This is a genomic window from Centipeda noxia ATCC 43541 (assembly GCF_000160555.1).
Lineage (GTDB): Bacteria > Bacillota > Negativicutes > Selenomonadales > Selenomonadaceae > Centipeda > Centipeda noxia.
This window is the reverse complement of record NZ_GG749282.1, coordinates 35,273-52,448: the sequence shown is the minus strand read 5'-3', so window position 1 is coordinate 52,448 and position 17,176 is coordinate 35,273. Positions and strand designations below refer to the sequence as shown.

Here is a 17,176-nt window from a genome sequence, read left to right as displayed (position 1 = left end):
TTTTTTTACGAAAAAAACGCTTTTTTTTTATTTTCCCCCTTGATTTTTCTAGGTAATTCTGTTAAATTCTCTCATGACAGAGCGACCCTATGTGGTCGCCGAGGAAATGGAGAATATCTTAAAGGAGGACGCTACTTTGAACAAGCAGGAATTGGTCGCAAACGTAGCAGAACAGGCAGGTCTCACGAAGAAGGACGCAGAAAAGGCTGTCAACGCCGTCTTTGAGACGGTGAAGGGCGCACTTTCCAAGGGCGACAAGATTCAGCTCATCGGCTTCGGAACATTCGAGGTGAAGGCGCGTAAGGCACGTAAGGGTCGCAATCCGCAGACGGGTAAGGAGATTAACATCCCGGCTTCGAAGAACCCTGTGTTCAAGGCTGGCAAGGCTCTGAAGGATTCTGTGAACTGAGACTCCAAGACGACTGGGTTCCCTCCGGGGGACCCAGTTTTTATGTTGTGAGATGCATATGGAAAAGACCGTTTTTGCCGCTGATGCATTTGCTGGAAAAACAGTGCTGATCTCGGGCGGGACCTCGGGCATCGGCCTCGCTGCCGCAGAGACCTTTCTGCGCGCAGGTGCGTGCGTGATGCTCATGGGGCGTGACGAAAAAAGAGGGAACCATGCGCTTGCTGTACTCTCAGCGGAAGAGCGCGTCCGTTTTTTTGCCGGTGATGTACGCAGCCCCTCGGACTGCCGCAAAGCCGTGGATGCGGCCGTCCGCATATGCGGCGTGTTGGATGTTCTCGTGAACTCTGCAGGCATCTATATGGAAGGTGCTGCGGAGACGCTCTCTGCAGAAGATCTGGATGAAATGATCGACACCAACCTGAAGGGGACGATCTATTTGACGCAGGCCGCGATGCCGCACTTGCGCAGAGCCCACGGCAATATTGTCAATGTCGCTTCTGATGCCGGGCTGCGCGGCAACTATTTTTGTGCGGCATATGCGGCGACAAAGGGAGCAATTATTGCTTTTACGCGTTCGCTTGCACGCGAGACGGCACACGAGCATCTGCGTGTCAATGCTGTTGCGCCGGCCGATGTTCTGACGCCGCTCACGGAGCGTCAGCTCTCCCCGCATGTGCCGCGTGCGGAGCAGCTGCGGCAGATGGCAGATATCTATCCGATGGGGCGTATCGGCAGATCGGAGGAAGCTGCCGCTGTGATCGTATTTCTTGCCTCGTCCGCAGCCTCATGGATTACAGGGAGTATCTACACCGTCGACGGCGGATTGCTTGCGTAAGAAAAAAATTGTCCGCTGTTCAAAATTGTGATACAATAATTATGATTGTGCGAGGAGGCGGCGAATGGAACAAGCCCATATTCTCATTCTGGCAGCCTCTATCGGTGCGGGGCATATGCGGGCAGCCGAGGCGATACGTGCGGCCCTTGCAGAGCATCCGAATGCCGCAGGGATGAAGATTGATGTTGTGGACTTCATGGCGCGTGAGGTAAGTTCGATTCACTATCTCATGAAGCGCATCTATTTGACAATGCTGCGCTTTGTCCCCGATCTCTATGATGTGTTTTTCCGCATCGCGGGAAAGAAGTCAAGCGGGGGACTTGTACGCAGCGCATTCGCGCAGGTGATGGTGCGCACAATGGGGCGGCTTGTACGCTCGTATCAACCGGATCTCATCGTTGCAACCCATCCGTTTCCCGAGGGAGCAGCTGCGCTTTGGCGCGCTAGGAACGGCGGCTCTTTTCTCTTGGCGGCGCTTCTGACAGACTATGCCCTGCATGAGATCTGGCTCGCAGGCCGTGTGGATACGTACTTTGTCGCGACGGATGCGATGGCGCAGCAGATGGCGGAGCTTGGCTTTGATTCCCGTAAAGTTCATGCAACGGGCATCCCGATCATTCCGCCGAACTGCAGCCTCGGGCAGCATGAGGCGCGCAGGAAGGCCGGACTGACGGAGAACCTGCCGACGCTCCTGCTCATGGGCGGAGGACTTGGCCTCGGCGATATTGAACGGACACTGGATGCGCTCGAGATGGTGCGGGAACATCTCTCCATCCTCGTTGCCGCGGGGCACAACAGTGCACTCGAGGCACATGTGCGCCGAGCGGCAGAGAAGTCGCGGCATGATATTCATGTCTGGGGATATACGCGTGAGGTGCCGGTTCTGATGCGTGCGGCAGATCTCCTCATTACAAAACCCGGAGCTCTCACGATCAGCGAGGCATTTGCGGCGGGACTTCCGCTGCTTCTCCACGATCCAATTCCGGGGCCTGAGACGGAGAATGCAGTTTACGCGACTCGGCGCGGTGCGGCTGTATGGCTGCATCCGGGCGAGCGAATGGCCCCTGCGGTGGAGGAAATCCTCGCTCATCGCATCCCCACAATGCGGGAGGCAGCACGCGCATGCGCGCGCGAGGGAGCTGCACAGCGGACGGCAGAGATTCTGATGAAGATGCTCACAAGGAAGAGAGGAAATACAGATGGCTCGGAGAAGACGCTCTAGGAGACCGCGCTGGTTTGTCATCGCCATGCTGATCGTTTTGGGCTATTTTGGCTCGATGATCGTATCGCAGGGCATCTACCTCTCTCATGTTCACGAGGATCAGCAGATCGCAGCAGAGCGACTTGCGGCGGCGCAGGCAGAAAATGATCGCCTGCAGGCGGAGAAGACGCATCTTGGCGAGCTTCCCTATATCGAGAAGCTGGCGCGCGAGGAATTGGGAATGACAGGGGCGGGAGAGCTTCCCTATGCACCCGGAAGGCGCGTGAGCGGCAATTGAATTTCTTGACATGCGGTATATTCGCCCTGTATAATGAACGGGTCATGAAAACTGGGGGAGACCCCGTTGGTTGTAGCTGAAGGGAAGAGATGCTTTGGCCATCGAAGTTGGCAGTATAGTGGAGGGCGTCGTAACGGGCATCACCAATTTTGGCGCTTTTGTCGAGCTCCCCGAAGGAAAGACGGGACTCATTCACATCTCGGAAGTTGCCGATGTCTATGTGAATGATGTGCACGATTTCCTCAGGGAGCGTGATCAAGTTAAGGCCAAGGTGCTCACCATCGATGATCGCGGAAAAATCGGACTGTCGATCAAGGCTCTTCAGGCTAAACCTGCCGTGCCGACACAGCCGTCTGCGGCACCTGCACGGCCCTCGCGGCCCCCGCGTGATATGCGGCGCACTGCCGCTGTACGGCAGATGGGCTCTCCCTCCTTCGAAGATAAATTGTCGCGCTTTCTGAAGGACAGCGACGAGCGGCTGACGGACTTGCGCCGCAAGACAGATTCTAAGAGGGGCGGACGCGGATCGCGCCGCGGCTGATTACAGGGAAGTGCTGATGCGGAAATGACTGCGTATATATGCCCCGGCGGCACACGCATCATAGAAAGAGAAAAAGGGCACTCCGTCCGGAGTGCCCTTTTTCATGGAGTTGATTGTGCAGAAAATTGTGGAATGCGTTCTGCGCGCACATGATCTTTTCTATCCTGTGCGCAAGCTTCTCGTCGCCTGTTCCGGCGGGACGGATTCGCTTGCCCTGCTGGACGCGCTGGATATCCTGCATACGGCGGGCGGCGCGCAGCTCATCTGCGCGCACTATGAGCACGGGATACGCGGCGCAGATTCGCTGGCGGATGCGCGTTTTGTGGAGGCGTTCTGTGCGATGCGCGGGATTCCGTTCGTCCTTGAGGCGGGCGATGTGCCTGCCTATGCGCGTATGCATAAATGCTCGCTCGAGACGGCGGCGCGCATCTGTCGCTATGACTTTCTCTACCGTGTGTGTGATGAACGGAAATGCGATGCCATCGTGCTCGCGCACCATGCGGATGATCTCGCGGAGACGGTGCTCATGCGCATCCTGCGCGGCACGGGACCTGCAGGACTCGCGGCAATGCGGGAAAGGGACGGACTGTATCTGCGCCCCCTCCTCACTGTCATGCGTGCGGAGGTCGAGGCGTATGCGGTGAAGCGGGGGCTGATGCCGCGCCACGATGCGACGAATGATGCGATGGACGCGCGGCGCAACCGCATCCGTCACGAACTCCTGCCGGAGCTTGCGCGCACCTATAATCCTGCGGTGCGCGATGCACTCACGCGCCTTTCTGCACTTGCCGCAGAGGAGGACGATTTGCTCGCAGAGCTCGCGGAGGATGCATATACACACGCTTTGTGTGTGGGCGGGCTTTCGATTCCTGCCTTGCGTGCACTGCATCCCGCACTGCAGCGGCGCGTCCTGCGCATCTTTTGGATGTGGGAGACGGGCGCGGCGCAGGACTTCTCCTATCTCCATGAGGAGCGGATGCGAGCCCTCCTCGCTGTCGAGGGGACGGCGCGTATCGAGATGCAGGGTGGTTGGTACGCTGCTGCGCGCTGCGGTGTGCTGAGTCTGCTGCGTCCTGCACAGGAAAGTGTACAAAATAAAGAAATTAGGCTTTCTTTCACCTGCGAATATGTTATAATAAATTTTCAGGGCATACAGTTTGAGTTTCGTCGTCTGTCCCGTATGACAGCGGACGATTGGGTGCGGATGGCGCGGCGCGAGGCAGTCTATGCCGATTGCGCGCAGCTCCCGCCGCTTGTCCTTCGGACGCGGCGCGCAGGAGACTATATGCGGCTTCCGATCGGGCGGAAAAAGCTCAAGGAAATTCTGATTGACGATAAAGTTCCGCGTGAGCGGCGGGATAGCATCCCTCTCATAGCGCTTGCGGATACGCAGGAGATTTTCTGGATTGCAGGCGGGCGGCGCAGCTGCCTTGCGGAGGTTGCTGAATCCAGCAGAGATATTATGAAGATTGAATGTGTGAAGGAGACAACCACCGAATGATGAGCAGCGATATTGAGCGCGTTACCTTTTCCGAGGAGCAAATTCGCATGCGCGTGCAGGAACTCGGGGTGCAGATCGCACGAGACTACCGCGACGCGGCAGAGACTGTCTACTGTGTCGGAATCCTCAAAGGCGCCGCTGTCTTTTTTACCGATTTGGTGCGTGCGATTGATCGTCCCGTTGCCTTTGACTTTATGATTGTTTCCAGCTATGGCGATGCGGCCGTTTCCAGCGGTCAGGTCAAGATCCTCAAGGATCTCGATTTCCCCATCGAGGGAAAGCATGTCATCATTGTGGAGGACATTATCGACTCGGGAACGACCATGCACTATCTGAAGCAGATGCTGATGGGGCGTCATCCCAAGAGCATCCGTATCTGTGCATTCCTCTCAAAACCATCGCGCCGCGTAGCACCTGTGGAGATCGACTATCTCGGACATGAGGTCCCGGATGAATTCCTCGTGGGCTACGGTCTTGACTATGCGGAAAAATATCGAAATCTGCCCTATATCGGAGTGCTGCGGCGTTCCGTTTACGAATAATCCGGAGGAGGCATCACTTGAATCAGTCAATTCTACGTACGATTATTTTTTATGCACTCATGATCGCTGTTGTTGCTACAGTTGTCGACTATGCGACGCACGAACAAAAGACAACTGCGGTCTCCATCGGATACAGCGACTTCACGGGCAAGATCAATGCCGGCGAAGTAGACAAGGTTGTCATTGTTCAGAACAACATCCGCGGTACGCTCAAAGACGGGACGGAGTTTACGACCATTGCGCCGGATGCGCCGAACAGCGACCATGACTTTTATACGCGCCTTGCGGATAAGGGAGTCAATATCTCTGCGGAGAACCCGCCCGAGCCGCCGTGGTGGCAGGCGATACTCACCTCGCTTATTCCGATTGCCCTGCTCATCGGATTTTGGTTCTTCATGATGCAGCAGTCGCAGATGGGCGGCGGACGCATGATGAACTTTGGAAAATCGCGCGTACGCCTCATGGTGAGCGATAAGAAAAAGGTGACGTTCGCTGATGTTGCGGGCGCGGATGAAGCCAAACAGGAGCTCGAGGAAGTCGTCGAGTTCCTCAAGATGCCGGATAAATTCAACGAACTCGGCGCACGCATTCCGAAGGGCGTCCTGCTCTTCGGCCCCCCGGGCACGGGCAAAACGCTGCTTGCCAAGGCGGTTGCCGGCGAGGCAGGGGTCCAGTTCTTCACGATCAGCGGCTCCGACTTTGTCGAGATGTTCGTCGGTGTCGGTGCCTCTCGTGTACGCGATCTCTTCGAGCAGGCGAAGAAGTCTGCGCCCTGCATTGTATTTATCGACGAGATTGATGCTGTCGGACGCCAGCGCGGTGCGGGACTTGGCGGCGGGCATGACGAGCGCGAACAGACCCTCAACCAGCTGCTTGTCGAGATGGACGGCTTTGCCTCCAATGAGGGGATTATCATCATTGCGGCGACGAATCGCCCTGACGTTCTTGACCCTGCACTTCTGCGCCCTGGCCGATTCGATCGTCAGATTGTGGTAGATAAGCCGGATGTACGCGGACGCGAGGCGATCCTGAAGGTTCATACGAAGGGAAAACCGATTGCGGATGATGTCGATCTTGATGTGCTCGCACGCCGGACTCCCGGATTTACAGGTGCAGATCTCAGCAATCTCGTGAACGAGGCCGCGCTCCTTGCCGCGCGCCGCGACAAGAAGCAGATTCATATGGCGGAGATGGAGGAGGCGATCGAGCGTGTGCTCGCAGGTCCGGAGCGCAAGTCTCATGTCATGACAGATGAAGAGAAGCGTCTTACGGCATATCATGAGGGCGGACATACGCTTGTGGGGATGCTTCTTGAGCATGCCGATCCTGTGCATAAAGTCACCATCATTCCGCGCGGGCGTGCCGGCGGCTATATGCTCTCCCTGCCGAAGGAAGATCGTTCCTATCGTACGCGTTCCGAGCTCTTTGACCGTATTAAGGTCGCGCTCGGCGGACGCGTTGCCGAAGAGGTCGTGCTCGGCGAGATCAGTACGGGGGCATCCAGCGATATTCAGAACGCGACGCAGATCATCCGCAGCATGATTATGCAGTACGGCATGAGCGATACAATCGGCCCCATTGCCTACGGCGAGGAGAATCATCAGGTATTTCTCGGACGAGACTTTAACCGCGACCGCAACTATTCTGAGGAGATCGCCGGCGAGATTGACCGCGAGGTGCGCCGCTGCGTCGAAGAGGCGTACGAGGCATGCCGTGTGATCATTACGGAGAACCGCGATAAGCTTGATCTCATTGCAAACGCCCTTCTCGAACGCGAGACGCTCAATGCGAGCGAGCTGGAAGAGCTGATGACCAAGGGCGTCATCAGCGACAAGGATGAAAAGGACGATGACGCGGATGATACCGGGAAGCCTCTGCCGATTCCCGTCGATGTGGTGATTGACGACTCCACGCAGACGAGCGAGGAGGCAGAGCACGCCGCGGAAGAGCGGTCCGCTCCCGTTCCGACGACGGAGCCGAAGTTCAACGTGACCCAATGGGATAAATGATAGAGTCAAAGCGCCGCTGCATAAACGGATATGCAGCAGCGCTTTTTCTTTAGGGATACATATATTTTAACGATAATATAAGAGATGTGCTGCACACGCAAAGGCAGTTCGAGAAATAGAGAGATTCCCATGCGGTGAGTTCTGTCGGGGGATGTCGTTGTCATCTGTATTGTGTTAAGGAATAATCTGGAGAAAGCCGAGGGATACGATGGATATGCGGCCAGAGCAGACGGAAATAACGATTGTTGATTCGGAGAGAAGAGAGCCGGTTATTTATGGGGAAGTATTAGATCTCTATGCAAATCGCGAAAAGAGTGCTGCGGCGGTCTCTGAGCCTGATGATCCGTTCGTGAGCATCTATTTTCAAGCGTACAATCATCTGGAGGATTATACAAAGCCTGCTCTTGAAGCCCTTTTTAAGTATACCGCAGATATTGACTATGAATTGATCCTTGTCGACAACGGCTCCTCTGACGGAACCTTTGAGTATTTTAAGAGCTTGCAGCATCCAAGAAAGCGAATCTATCGAATTACGAAAAATATCGGAGCGTTTTTCGGCTATATTGCAGCGAAGAATGCTTCGCGCGGACGATTCCTGCGCGGCAAGTATTTTGTCGGTTTCCCCAATGATATATTGGTGACGAAGAACTGGCTGAAGAATATGCTCATCTGCATGGAGTCCGACGAACGCATTGGATTTGTCGTGCCGATGTCCGACAATGTGACGAATCTTCAGCATGTTGACCTGGGATATTCTGATTTCGAAGATATGCAGGAAAAGGCAGCGGCGTTCAATGTATCCGATCCGCATAAGTGGCATGATCGTCTGCGTCTGATTCCAACGGTGTGTGTGATACGTACAGCTCTGCGTGAATTCTATGAGGGAGATTACGCATTTATTTATGATTTTTCGGACGATGATATTTCGTTTGTCTATCGTCGGTTGGGCTATCGGATCGTCCTATGCGGGGATGTGTTCGTCCATCATGAGGGCAGTACCATCGGCGGGGCAGATCCGGCGAAGTACGCTGAGAGTATTCAGGGAGGCCGTGCTCTGTTTCGGCGTAAATACCATGGCATTGATGCATGGGATGATGTTACTAATTTCGAAATATATATGAGGAAGATTCTGTTTGAGCATGCGAAGATGCGCGATGATGTGCGTATCCTTGGCATTGATGTACGCTGCGGCACCCCTATCATGGAGATACGGAATACACTCAGAGAACATGGAGTTGAGCATGTTGAGGTCACTGCATATACAACGGATCCGAAATACTGGCAGGATCTGTCATCTTTTTGTGACGGCAGGGTATACTGCGGCGATGTAGATCGGCTGACCCGTAAAATTGGAAACGAACGATATGACTATATCATTATGGGCGAATATGTGGACCGCTACGAGGATGCGCTTGCCGCCATCCGAACTGCTGCGGAACACCTGAGAGAGGGCGGCGCATTTGTCTTTAAGATGCGGAATTATGATATTCCCTACGACCCGCAAGCGGCTGTCAATGCAATGCAGAATCCGCCGAGTCCATTGAAACAAGGACTGCGGGGACTCGAAGAGGAACTCAGGCAATTACCCTATGATGCAGAGATTTATCCCTATATGGAAGAAGTATATGACATCAGAGAAAGACTTTTTGCTGAGTTGAGGCAGATGGAGGAGTATCGGAGCAATCCCGGCATTCGCGAAATCTTTTCAGAGGAACGATTTGATGCGCTTATGACCCAGTATGCCGTTGTATTGAGGAAGAGCGTATGAACTTATCTGCGGATATCAATCCACTTGATCAATTTTTTGAATCCCTTTACGAGAACGCAGAGACACATGGATTTTCAGACTTTCGCGCATATCCCATCCTTCTTTACGGCGCGGGGAATCTCGGGAAGAAACTTTATTCCTGTCTTGTGGGAAACGGTATTCAGCCGCTCGGCTTTATCGATCGGAATGCGTCCCGATGCAGTGCGCCTGCGCCGGTCTTTTCCGTGGACACAGCAGCGCTGATGCTGCAGTATCGTGATGCCGCTGTGATTTTGGCAGGGCTGTTCGGGCGAACGCAGGATAGGGAGATACGCCGGATACTTGAGAGCGTTGGGTTTCAGCATATCTATGCCCTGCATGAGATCAACTGGCAGGCCCTCGAGAGCCGCGCATTCCTCGCGCATATGTTTATCGGCTCCTACGATCCGGCCAATATCCTGCGTGATGAACGGCAGATACGGGCTGCGTATGAGCTTTTTTCGACCGAGGAAGAGCGCACCTTCTTCCTTACGGCACTCACTGCGCATCACGCACACGATGTTACACAGTTTCCCCTGCCGCTCCCCTTGGAGGGGCAGTATCTTGCGGCAGATGTTCCGGAGCGAATGGATTATCGGCGTTTTATCGACTGCGGTGCATATGACGGCGACACCCTGCGCAGCGTGCTGCAAAGCGGTATGGATATCGAGGCATATGCTGCGTTTGAACCGCAGGGCGATCTCTGTGCGGGGATTCAGACGTACATTCGGGAACAAACAGGGATTCAGGAGGCACACATCCTCCCGCTCGGCGCATCCGATTGCTATGAACAGCTGCGGTTTACGGCAGTTTCCGACGGCCGCTCCGCAGCAAAGGCGGATCCGACCGGAACAACAGTCCTTTCCTGTGCACCTCTGGACAGCGTACTGCGCGGATTTGCACCAACGATGATCAAGATGGACATCGAGGGCATGGAGCCGCGCGCGCTTGCGGGGGCAGCAGAGATGATCCGTCAGTATCATCCGCAGCTTGCCGTCTGCGTCTATCACGACATTTCGCATCTGTGGTCGATTCCCTTGCAGATTAAGGAACTCTACGAGGGCTATCGGCTCTACATACGCAACTATCAATTTATGGGATTGGAAACGGTCGTGTATGCCGTTCCATAACCCCGCGGCGAAGGGAGCCGCTAGGAGAGAGGAGAGCAATGGCAGAGATCAAGCCAAACTACGATACCAAGAGAAAGAAGCTTGCGGAGGTTATCCCGTTGGCCGCCCCGTTCACCGTTTATATTGAGCAGACGAAATACTGCAATTTCAAGTGTTTCTACTGCATACACTCCACACGAGATGAGGCAGGCGGGGAGTTCCGTGCGCTCGGGCACCGTGAGCAGCATATGGACGAAGCATTTTTCGAGAAAATCATTCGTGAACTGAAGGAATTCCCGCATGACGGTATCAAGCGCATTGTCTTCTCGGGACTCGGAGAACCGCTGATGAATCCCCATCTGCCCGAATACATCCGCATGGTTGTCGAGGCGGGCATTGCGGGGCGCGTCGAGATTATCACAAACGGTCTCCTCTTGACGCCGGAGAAGAGCCGTGCGCTTGTCGCAGCGGGCATTACGAACATAAACATCTCCGTACAGGGGCTTGATGCGGCGGGTTACGAGGAAACTTGCGGCATCTGCATCGACTTTGAACGCTATCTCGAGAATCTGAAATACCTCTACGAGCACAAGGGGAATGTTCAGATTTACATCAAAGCGATTGACGCGACACTGAAGACGAAGGAGAACGAGGAAAAGTTCTTCGAGATTTTCAGCCCCTTTGCCGACCGCATCTATATCGAGCATCTCGTCGTCATGCAGCAGCAGATGGACGGGCTGCGCGAGATTGTCGACGGCACGAAGAACTTCTATGGCGAAGAACTTGACGTGAACCGCAAGGTCTGTGCGCAATCGTTTTACTTCATGCAGATCGGCTGCGAGGGGGACATTTTCCCCTGCCCCGTACCCGGACTGGGCAAGAACCTCTCCATGGGGAATGCGAAGGAGCATACGCTCATGGAGATCTGGAACGGCAGCCGCCGCAGGGGCTTCCTGCGCAAGATGCTGAAGAAGGAAAAGGACCAGATTCCAGACTGCGCGACATGCACCTGCTTCAATGCGATCAATAATCCGATGGAGCAGCTGGATGATGATGCGGAACGTCTGCTGCCGCTCTTTGCAGACTAGGGGAGGGACTATGGCATCCGAAATCAAGCCAATCTATGGAACGGAACGCGTCCAGCTCGCCTCCGTCCTCCCGCTTGCCGCACCGTACAGCGCATTCGTCTTTCCGACGACGTTCTGCAACTTCAAATGCGCCTACTGCGGGCATTCGCTTGGCTTTGCCGAGATGAAGAAGCAGTATGACTTCACGCCCGAGCACATGACAATGGAGACGTACGAAAAGACCATCGAACAGCTCGCAGAGTTCCCGCAGAAACTCAAGATGCTCTCGCTCACGGGGCAGGGGGAACCTCTGCTCAATCCGCATATTGCGGATATGGTGCGCATCGCAAAGGAAAAAGATGTTGCCGAGCGCATAGAGATCATCTCGAATGCCTCCCTGCTGCGTCCCGCCCTTGCCGACGCACTCATTGATGCGGGGCTGGATACACTGCGCGTCTCTCTGCAGGGGATGTCCTCGCAGAAATACGAGGACATTTGCCGTGCAAAGGTCGATTTCGATGAGTTTGTCGCAAACATTCGATATTTCTATGCACACAAGAAATCGACGAATCTCTTTCTCAAGGTGATGGATGTCGCCTTGGACGAGGGGGAGGAGGAGAAGTTCTATCAGCTCTTCGGAGACTGCACGGACCGCATGTACATCGAGCATATGCTGCCCGCCTACGACGGCGTTGAGATGACGAAGGATATGGTGATTGAGACCGACCGCAACGGCGTCAAGACTGACCGCATCTATCAGGTCTGTCCGCTCGCGTTCTACATGCTCGGTGTCTTCCCAAACGGCGACGTTGAGCCGTGCGATACGATCTACAAGCCCATCGTGCTCGGCAATGTGTACAATGGCCGGATTCTCGATATGTGGCACAGTGAGCAGATGCACGAATTCTGGCGAATGCAGCTTGAGGGACGGCGCAGCGAGAACAAACGCTGCGCGATCTGCTGCGCGGCGAACGATGTCGCACACCCTGAGGATCACCTCGACGACGATGCGGATGCGATCCTCGCACGCATCGAGGAGTTACGGAGATGAGGGCGCAGCGTATCGACGGGCAGACACCCGGCGGAAAACGCACACGGCTTGCCGACGTGCTGCCTCTGGATACGCCCTTCTCTGTGCAGATTTTTCCCGTCTATGGCTGCAATCTTGCCTGTGCGTACTGTATTCATTCCGTTCCGGCAGAGCAGCGCGGCTTTGTCGCGGGCAAGGTCATGCTCGACTATGGCCTCTACGAAACATGCATCGACGGACTCGCAGAGTTTCCGCGTCCCTTGAAGATGCTGCGCTTTGCCGGGACGGGGGAGCCTCTGCTTCATCCGCGCATTGCCGACATGGTCGCCTATGCGGCAGAGCGCGGCGTTGCCGATACGATTGACATTGTGACAAACGGGCTTGCGCTTACAGAGGAACTTTCGCGTGCGCTGATTGCGGCGAACCTTGGCCGCATCCGCATCTCGATCCAGGGACTTGATGACGAGGCATATGCCCATACGCGCCGCCGCGGCGTCTTTCATGAACTGGTTGAAAAAATCCGGTTTTTTTACGAGTATCGCGGCAGGACGAAGATCTATGTGAAGATCATCGACTGTGCTCTCAAAGAAGGCGAGGAAGAACTGTTCTTGGAGACGTTCGGCGACATATCGGACTTTATCGCTGTGGAGCATCTCATTCCCGCTGTGCCGCAGATTGACTATGACGTGCTTGGAGGTGCTGCAGAGGTGACGCAGAATGGGGCCGCGGTCGGGAGTGCCGTTGTCTGTCCGCAGCCCTTCTACATGATGCAGCTGAATCCCGACGGGATGATCATTCCGTGCTGCTCGATGGAGACCCCGTATATATTGGGGGATCTTGCAAAAGAATCCATGCGTGCGATCTGGCAGGGCAGGAAGACGGAGGCATTCCGACGCGCACAGCTCGCGTTTCAGAAAGAAAAATATCCGGTCTGTGCCAAGTGCAGACAATACCAATACGCAATGTTCGAGGAGGATATCCTCGATGGGGATGCCGCCATCCTTATGGAACGCGGTGTGATCCGATAGGGAGATTTAGATATATTTATGAGAGCGAGAAGAATTGATGGGCAGGCGGTGAACGGGGCGCGGTGGAGGACCGCTGCATCAACATATCGGACTTGATTTGGGCGATTGAGGAGGGCGAGGCTCTTGTACGCTGATGATGTAGATACTTTTTCCGATTTGCGCGGCATAGATTATGTGCTCTGGGGAACGGGGCGTGTTGCGCAGGCCTTTTATCAAAAATACTGCGTTGCGCAGAAATGCCTGCAAGATCCGCTTTGTTGGTGCGATAATGCTGCACATAAGCAGGGCACAGAGATGGATGGAATTCCTGTACAGTCATCTGAAAAAGTATTCGAGCTTAGCCGTGTGTATTACTTAAAGGGAAGGCCTCTTGCAATTGTCATCGGAGCGACGGGCATCAATCTGCTGCAAATTGTATCGCAGCTTGAGCAGCAGGCGGTCCGAGCGAAGATATGCTCTGCTGTTCAGCTGGATGCGGCGCATTACTTTACGGAGCACAGGCGGGATATTGAGGAAATCAGCACCATGTTTGCTGATGAAAAATCGCGGCAGCTCTATCGTCGCCTGATTGACAATATGATGTGCGGCCGGCCTGTGGATTTTTCACTTGCTGAGACCGATCAGTATTTTTCCAATGACGTAATTCCCTCTCTTGATGATGAGGTGTTCGTAGATGCGGGTGTGTGCGGCGGTGAGGAGATTGACAAGGCTCTTACGATGAACTCCCGTATCCGTGTGCATGCTTTTGAACCGGATGCACAGAGCTGTGGGCTGCTTCGAGAAAAGTATTCGGACTTCCCGCAGGTTGTACTCTACCCCTATGCGCTCTGGAACGAGGAGGCGCAGCTCATGTTCAGCGGGAACCAGGCGACCCCCTCAGCATCACGGCTGGAGACCGGAGCGGATGCACAGGGAGATGTGATTCGGGCAATGCCGCTCGATGCCGTACTGACGGAATCGCCCACGCTCATCAAGATGGACATAGAGGGGGCAGAGTACAATGCGCTTCTTGGCGCAGAGCAGATGATACGTGAGCATCATCCAAAACTTGCCGTTTGTGTCTATCACAGCATCGAGGACTACATCCGCATTCCGCTGCTGATTCGGTCATTTTACAGCGGCTACCGTTTTTATTTCCGCCATCACAGCGTGACGAGCGGGGAGTCTGTACTCTATGCACTTTGAAGTGCGGAGAATCCTGCCGAAAGGAAGATGTCGGACGTGAGAATTACGAGAGCAGAGGCCTTGGCATGTCTGGATGAGGCGCGCACACGGAACGACGGCGGCTGGATTGCGCATTCTTTTGCCGTCGGAACGGCCGCAGAGCGTATTGCTGCTCGCATTGATCATCTGGATGCCGAGCGTGCCTTTGTCTTTGGCTTGCTGCACGACATCGGCCGCAGATTTGGTGTGATGCAGATGAATCACGTCATTGCCGGATATCGTTTTCTATTGGAGCAGGGAGATGAAGAGGCGGCGGAGATCTGTCTGACGCATTCGTTCCCGGTACAGCAAATTACGGCGGTGAACAGCGGATGGGATTTAATGGCTGAGGACTACGCATTTCTGGATCATTTTCTGCAGGAGAGAAAATATACCCTATATGACCGCCTCATACAACTGTGTGATGCGATGGCGACGGATGAGGGAATCGTGGCGATCGAGCGGAGGATGATGGACATCATGCTTCGCTATGGCGTGGATGAGACGAGTCTGCCGCGCTGGCGGCAGCTCTTTGCGATGAAAGAGGATTTCGAACGAAGAATGGGGGAAAGTGTAGAATCCGTGCTCGGCCTGCGTACCGTTGTGCCATTATGAGGAGGTGTGTTCGTGTTTGATGTCGAGGAAACCGCGCTGCAAGGATGCGTGAGGATTCTTCCGGTCGTGTGGGAGGACAGCCGCGGTGTATTTATCAAGACGTTTCACGTAGAAGTCTTTCGGCAACTCGGGCTGCCGACTTCTTTTGCGGAGGAATACTTCTCCGTTTCGCGGCGCGGCGTTCTGCGCGGGCTTCACTTCCAAACGCCGCCGATGGACCATGAAAAAATTGTCTGCTGTGCGGAGGGGGAAGTGACGGATGCTGTTGTGGATCTGCGGAGATCTTCGCCTACCTATGGAAAGTATGCACTTTTTCATCTGAAATCCTCCGAGGGAACAATGCTTTATATCCCAAAGGGAATGGCACACGGATTTTATACACGCAGCAGCACGGCGCTGATGCTGTATCAGGTGACAAGTGTCTATGCGCCCGCCTGTGATGCCGGGATTCGCTGGGATACGGCGGGAATCCCGTGGGATGTCGAGCACCCTATTCTGTCGGAACGGGATCAGTCGTTCCCCGCTCTTGCCGATTTTGTCAGCCCGTTCGCATAAAGGAGCTCACTATGCCTGAGGTACTGCATATCACAACGCATATGGGCGGCGGCGTGGGCAAGGTGCTCTCCGGGGTCGCTGCATATGCTGCACGAACGAGGGCAGGGTGGCGTCATCGTATCCTCCTGCTCGAGCCGCCGGAGAAAACGAACTTCATTGATGCCTGCCGTGCAGACGGTGTAGAGATCCTCTGCGGCGCGGGAGAGCAGGAAGTGCTGGCAGCCATGCGTTCTGCCGATCTTGTTCAGATCGAATGGTGGCACCATCCGCGCATGGCGGCGTTTCTGGCAGATTTTCCGAAGATCGAGATGAATCTGACCATCTGGGCACACGTATCCGGTTGTTGGTATCCATATATTCCTGCGGAATTCCTGCGTATGCCGCAGCGATTTATCTTCACCTCGCCCTATTCGCTTGATAATCCGTATTGGAGTGAGGAAGAGCGTGTATGGGCGCAAAAACATACGGCGGTCGTGCACAGCTCGGGCGGTTTTGCTGCGATTTGTCCGCGTGAGGAGCGGGTGAGGGATCGGCGTTTTGTCGTCGGATACATCGGAACACAGTCCTATGCGAAGCTGCATCCGGATTTTGTGGCGTACTGTGCGCGTGTGTCGCATATTCCGGGCATTGAATTTGTGCTTGTGGGGGATCAGACGAATGCAGCGCAGATTCGTGCGGAGGCAGAGACGTTTGGCATCGCTGAGAAATTCCGTTTTATTGACTATGTGAGTGATGTGAACGCGGAACTGGCGCAGATGGATGTATTCGGCTACCTGCTGAGTCCGCGGCATTTCGGAACGACGGAGAACGCGCTCCTCGAGGCGATGGCGGCAGAGGTTCCTGTCATTGCGTTCGATCAGTGTGCGGAGCGGTACCTTATCGAAAATAATGAAACGGGACTGCTCGTCAAGGGGAAAGAGGATTATGGCAGAGCACTCGCATATCTCTATGAGCATCCTGCGGAACGGTGCCGCATGGGAAGAGCAGCACGGCAGAGAGTTCTGCGGGATTTTGCTGTGGAGCGTACGGCGGCACAGCTGCATGATATATATGATGAGGTTGTAGAAGAAGAGCAGCGGAGCTATGATTTTCGGGCGGCGTTCGGACGTGCGCCGCATGAGTTTTTTTTGAATGGGCTGCCGCATGAGCTGCGGTCAATTTTTACAGCTCGAGGGCCCGCGGCACAGGAACTGCCGCCGATTCTCAGAGAGCAGAGCAAGAGCTCTCTTCCGCATTTTTCCCGTGTGTTTCCTGCGGATAAGCAGCTGAAGAACTGGCAGGAGCGTTTTTGCAGCGGTTGATATACGGCGTGTTTGGGGAGGAAGAAAAAATGACGTACAGGGCGTTGCTTACAGGGGGCACGGGATTTATCGGCGGGTATTTGGCGCGCTGCCTGTTGGATGACGGCTGGCAGCTTTCTGCTGTCGTACGTACATCATCGAATGTA

At 54.8% G+C, this 17,176-nt stretch carries 18 protein-coding genes; all 18 read left to right on the top strand.

All coding sequences use genetic code 11. The features are described from left to right. Window positions 1-136: 136 nt before the first annotated feature. Window positions 137-409, top strand: coding sequence for an HU family DNA-binding protein (locus HMPREF7545_RS08870; RefSeq protein WP_006696982.1), 273 nt, complete (start codon window positions 137-139; stop codon window positions 407-409). 58 nt (window positions 410-467) lie between these two features. Then, entirely contained in the window at window positions 468-1,244 is a 777-nt protein-coding gene (locus tag HMPREF7545_RS08865; protein WP_040571375.1) for an SDR family NAD(P)-dependent oxidoreductase, read from the top strand. A gap of 64 nt (window positions 1,245-1,308) precedes the next feature. Then, window positions 1,309-2,466: an MGDG synthase family glycosyltransferase gene (locus tag HMPREF7545_RS08860; protein ID WP_006695401.1), complete on the top strand. Its 1,158-nt coding sequence runs from the start codon at window positions 1,309-1,311 to the stop codon at window positions 2,464-2,466. Further along, a complete protein-coding gene (locus tag HMPREF7545_RS08855) occupies window positions 2,444-2,743 on the top strand; it encodes an FtsB family cell division protein (RefSeq protein WP_040571357.1) in 300 nt (99 codons plus the stop codon). The genes HMPREF7545_RS08860 and HMPREF7545_RS08855 overlap by 23 nt, the downstream gene beginning before the upstream one ends. Before the next feature lie 94 nt (window positions 2,744-2,837). After that, on the top strand, window positions 2,838-3,284 hold the full coding sequence (locus HMPREF7545_RS08850; protein ID WP_006695399.1) for a S1 domain-containing RNA-binding protein: 447 nt from the start codon (window positions 2,838-2,840) through the stop codon (window positions 3,282-3,284). Between the two features lie 103 nt (window positions 3,285-3,387). Further along, window positions 3,388-4,785 (top strand): tRNA lysidine(34) synthetase TilS, encoded by a 1,398-nt coding sequence (gene tilS / locus HMPREF7545_RS08845; RefSeq protein ID WP_006695398.1) that lies wholly within the window; start codon window positions 3,388-3,390, stop codon window positions 4,783-4,785. After that, entirely contained in the window at window positions 4,782-5,327 is a 546-nt protein-coding gene (gene hpt / locus HMPREF7545_RS08840; RefSeq protein WP_006695397.1) for a hypoxanthine phosphoribosyltransferase, read from the top strand. Before tilS ends, hpt begins: the two co-directional genes overlap by 4 nt. 17 nt (window positions 5,328-5,344) lie before the next feature. Next, window positions 5,345-7,336 (top strand): ATP-dependent zinc metalloprotease FtsH, encoded by a 1,992-nt coding sequence (ftsH, locus tag HMPREF7545_RS08835; RefSeq protein ID WP_040571356.1) that lies wholly within the window; start codon window positions 5,345-5,347, stop codon window positions 7,334-7,336. 208 nt (window positions 7,337-7,544) lie between these two features. Next, the gene (locus tag HMPREF7545_RS08830) at window positions 7,545-9,104 is read left to right on the top strand and encodes a glycosyltransferase (protein WP_006695394.1); all 1,560 of its coding nucleotides are present in this window, start codon (window positions 7,545-7,547) and stop codon (window positions 9,102-9,104) included. Then, window positions 9,101-10,252 carry an FkbM family methyltransferase gene (locus HMPREF7545_RS08825; protein WP_006695393.1) on the top strand — a complete coding sequence of 384 codons (1,152 nt, stop codon included), beginning with the start codon at window positions 9,101-9,103 and terminating at the stop codon, window positions 10,250-10,252. The genes HMPREF7545_RS08830 and HMPREF7545_RS08825 overlap by 4 nt, the downstream gene beginning before the upstream one ends. Window positions 10,253-10,290: 38 nt before the next feature. Further along, a complete protein-coding gene (locus HMPREF7545_RS08820; RefSeq protein ID WP_006695392.1) occupies window positions 10,291-11,319 on the top strand; it encodes a radical SAM/SPASM domain-containing protein in 1,029 nt (342 codons plus the stop codon). A 10-nt stretch (window positions 11,320-11,329) separates the two neighbouring features. After that, complete coding sequence (locus tag HMPREF7545_RS08815; RefSeq protein WP_006695391.1) at window positions 11,330-12,349, top strand: radical SAM/SPASM domain-containing protein; 1,020 nt, start codon at window positions 11,330-11,332, stop codon at window positions 12,347-12,349. Next, window positions 12,346-13,356, top strand: a complete 1,011-nt coding sequence (locus HMPREF7545_RS08810) for a radical SAM/SPASM domain-containing protein (protein ID WP_006695390.1) — start codon at window positions 12,346-12,348, stop codon at window positions 13,354-13,356. Before HMPREF7545_RS08815 ends, HMPREF7545_RS08810 begins: the two co-directional genes overlap by 4 nt. A 123-nt stretch (window positions 13,357-13,479) precedes the next feature. Beyond that, window positions 13,480-14,541, top strand: coding sequence for an FkbM family methyltransferase (locus tag HMPREF7545_RS08805; RefSeq protein ID WP_040571355.1), 1,062 nt, complete (start codon window positions 13,480-13,482; stop codon window positions 14,539-14,541). A 27-nt stretch (window positions 14,542-14,568) separates the two neighbouring features. Next, window positions 14,569-15,174: an HD domain-containing protein gene (locus tag HMPREF7545_RS08800; RefSeq protein WP_006695388.1), complete on the top strand. Its 606-nt coding sequence runs from the start codon at window positions 14,569-14,571 to the stop codon at window positions 15,172-15,174. A 12-nt stretch (window positions 15,175-15,186) separates the two neighbouring features. Beyond that, complete coding sequence (rfbC, locus tag HMPREF7545_RS08795) at window positions 15,187-15,729, top strand: dTDP-4-dehydrorhamnose 3,5-epimerase (protein WP_040571354.1); 543 nt, start codon at window positions 15,187-15,189, stop codon at window positions 15,727-15,729. Window positions 15,730-15,740: 11 nt separating this feature from the next. Continuing rightward, window positions 15,741-17,030, top strand: coding sequence for a glycosyltransferase family 4 protein (locus HMPREF7545_RS08790; protein WP_006695386.1), 1,290 nt, complete (start codon window positions 15,741-15,743; stop codon window positions 17,028-17,030). Between the two features lie 29 nt (window positions 17,031-17,059). Beyond that, a partial coding sequence (locus HMPREF7545_RS10495; RefSeq protein WP_345908458.1) for a GDP-mannose 4,6-dehydratase occupies window positions 17,060-17,176 on the top strand: 117 nt, incomplete at its 3' end.

Excerpts from the sequence above, each read along its gene's own strand:
- HMPREF7545_RS08830 (WP_006695394.1), top strand. The coding sequence starts at position 7,545 with ATGGATATGCGGCCAGAGCAGACGGAAATAACGATTGTTGATTCGGAG.
- HMPREF7545_RS08800 (WP_006695388.1), top strand. The coding sequence starts at position 14,569 with ATGTCGGACGTGAGAATTACGAGAGCAGAGGCCTTGGCATGTCTGGAT.
- tilS (WP_006695398.1), top strand. The coding sequence starts at position 3,388 with ATGGAGTTGATTGTGCAGAAAATTGTGGAATGCGTTCTGCGCGCACAT.
- HMPREF7545_RS08860 (WP_006695401.1), top strand. The coding sequence starts at position 1,309 with ATGGAACAAGCCCATATTCTCATTCTGGCAGCCTCTATCGGTGCGGGG.
- HMPREF7545_RS08825 (WP_006695393.1), top strand. The coding sequence starts at position 9,101 with ATGAACTTATCTGCGGATATCAATCCACTTGATCAATTTTTTGAATCC.
- HMPREF7545_RS08820 (WP_006695392.1), top strand. The coding sequence starts at position 10,291 with ATGGCAGAGATCAAGCCAAACTACGATACCAAGAGAAAGAAGCTTGCG.
- HMPREF7545_RS08865 (WP_040571375.1), top strand. The coding sequence starts at position 468 with ATGGAAAAGACCGTTTTTGCCGCTGATGCATTTGCTGGAAAAACAGTG.
- HMPREF7545_RS08810 (WP_006695390.1), top strand. The coding sequence starts at position 12,346 with ATGAGGGCGCAGCGTATCGACGGGCAGACACCCGGCGGAAAACGCACA.
- hpt (WP_006695397.1), top strand. The coding sequence starts at position 4,782 with ATGATGAGCAGCGATATTGAGCGCGTTACCTTTTCCGAGGAGCAAATT.
- HMPREF7545_RS08790 (WP_006695386.1), top strand. The coding sequence starts at position 15,741 with ATGCCTGAGGTACTGCATATCACAACGCATATGGGCGGCGGCGTGGGC.
- HMPREF7545_RS08855 (WP_040571357.1), top strand. The coding sequence starts at position 2,444 with ATGGCTCGGAGAAGACGCTCTAGGAGACCGCGCTGGTTTGTCATCGCC.
- HMPREF7545_RS08815 (WP_006695391.1), top strand. The coding sequence starts at position 11,330 with ATGGCATCCGAAATCAAGCCAATCTATGGAACGGAACGCGTCCAGCTC.